The sequence below is a fragment of the Chthoniobacterales bacterium genome, from assembly GCA_018883245.1.
In the GTDB taxonomy this organism is placed as follows: domain Bacteria; phylum Verrucomicrobiota; class Verrucomicrobiia; order Chthoniobacterales; family JACTMZ01; genus JACTMZ01.
The window spans coordinates 1-1,983 of the sequence record VEQL01000081.1 but is presented as its reverse complement, the minus strand read 5'-3'; the positions used below and the strand labels follow the sequence as shown (position 1 = coordinate 1,983).

At 59.4% G+C, this 1,983-nt stretch carries 3 protein-coding genes; all 3 read right to left on the bottom strand.

The features are described 5' to 3' along the window. Window positions 1-123: 123 nt before the first annotated feature. On the bottom strand, window positions 124-1,359 hold the full coding sequence (locus FGM15_13615; GenBank protein MBU3666895.1) for a hypothetical protein: 1,236 nt from the start codon (window positions 1,357-1,359) through the stop codon (window positions 124-126). 29 nt (window positions 1,360-1,388) lie between these two features. Beyond that, window positions 1,389-1,568 carry a hypothetical protein gene (locus FGM15_13610; GenBank protein ID MBU3666894.1) on the bottom strand — a complete coding sequence of 60 codons (180 nt, stop codon included), beginning with the start codon at window positions 1,566-1,568 and terminating at the stop codon, window positions 1,389-1,391. A gap of 176 nt (window positions 1,569-1,744) precedes the next feature. Continuing rightward, window positions 1,745-1,983, bottom strand: a 239-nt coding sequence (locus FGM15_13605) for an aspartate aminotransferase (GenBank protein ID MBU3666893.1), incomplete at its 5' end; no start/stop codon positions are given.

Here is a 1,983-nt window from a genome sequence, read left to right as displayed (position 1 = left end):
GGTCAGTTCGGTGAGTTCGGTGCGTTCGGATCGCGTGAGGGTGACTTTGTATCGTTTGGCCATGCCGGAGATGATGCCGACAGGGAGAGAAAAGCAATACGAAATAGTATGTGTTACGTGATACTAGCCAGCACAGCGGCTCCAGAAGGCGGATTTGCGGGCGTGCTTGCTCTGCAGGCTGGCGAGATAAGCAGGGTGATCCGGTAGACCCTTCCATTCCATGATCTTGCCGGAAATTCGCTCGAGATTCCGGAGATAGCTCGCGGCATGCCCGTAAATCTTGCTGCGAGCACGCTTGAGGATGGAGTCCAGCAGCGCACGGTAAACAACTGTCGCAGCCAACGGGTGACCCGCGCCCAGCATCGATTCGGACAAGGGCAGCAAACCATAGTAGTGCTCACCGTCGATCAACCCCGCCCGCGCCATGAGGTAGTCTTCGGCCTCCGCACCGCGGCCCGCATCGACCAGGAACTGAGCGTCCGCGCAATCAAAACGCGTGTCGGCAAGAATGACCGAAACCTCGCCATGAACGATTTTCTCCCGAGCACTTTGCCCAGCCAAAGCGAGCAATTGTTCCAGCGTGCTAAGGTTTCGATCTCGCCGGAATATACGCCATGCCACTGATTCTTGGCTCTCACGCGCACCTAGCGCGGCGTAAACCTTGAACAACAATTCATCCCGCTCGCGATCCCGAGTATGGTCGCCAAGAGGAGTTTTCTCCAGCCACTCGAGCGCTGTCTCGGCTTGGCCGGCCGAGAAATAAACGCCCGCAATATCCACGCAGGTCGAAGAATGCAAAGGCCCCGGATAGCTGAGTCGCGCCTCGGCGAAAAGCGCACCATCCTTCATGGCGCGGGCTAGGATCTCGATGTCCACCCGCCATTTGTATCCCCTCTTGTCCTCTGGCAGGGCCGCGTCCGCCTCGCGCATTCGCGCAACGAGACCGCGGATCTGGGCTTTGGGCAAATACCGCGGAGCCGCTTCCAACAAGGCATCCCTCACCCCGTAATCATCTGCTGCGATCAGGCCGAAGACCCGGTGCACCAACCACTCTTTATCCTCACAAGCTTTCCCGAAACGGACAAAAAGTTCCTGCGCGTCGAAGCGGTAAACATCTCCGACATAGCCGCTGGAATCATCGCAATGGTCGAAGATGTTGCGATCTGTCTCATAGAAAGCTGCCATCAGCTCCGCACCCTGCCGCGGATCCTCGACCACCCGCTTCATAGCACCCAACAACTCGCGCAAATCGTCCGCCAACTCCGAGGAATAACGCCAAGGCACAAAGCGTTGGGATCGTTTGAGTGCGACGATCCGGGCACGGACCGAAGCCAAGCTGGGCGCGCACTGGGCGGACATGAGTGCCCTTTGTGCCGCGATTTCCGCTCTTATGCCAGCAAGCTCTCGATGGTCACCAAAAGTTTCCCGTTGATACGGAGCCGCGTCCGTTCGAGGTCTCCGCGACCCAGGGCCTCGCGAATTTTCGGAGTCGTGGCGCCGAGCGTCCGCGCTTTGGGAACGCCATACCACACGCGGCCTTCGTGGAAAATTTTGCGATCCGCGCGCACGGGGTCAGAATGACTTAAGTTTGCCGACGAGGAAACTGCGTTCGTTATACCCCGCCCGGCGCACGCGCCGCGCTGAATGGGACGAACGGATCCCCCATCGAGCGTGGCTGCTTTTACGACTCGTGAGTGTTTGTGAGCCTTTCGACTTAGAACCGCGGTGCCCCCCCCCCGCGCCGTCAGATCGTCCGGCAGAACTGCTCGATGCGATCCAACCCCGTCTTGATGGTCTCGAGGTCGGTCGCGTAGCTGAGGCGCACGGTCTGGTCGTCGCCGAAAGCAACTCCCGGAACGACGGCGACCTCCGCTTTGCTGAGCAAGCGGTCGGCGAAGTTGGTCGAGCTGAGACCGAACTTCGAAATGTTGACGAGCATGTAGAACGCGCCGAGCGGTTTGACCGCCGTGAGATTCGGGATGG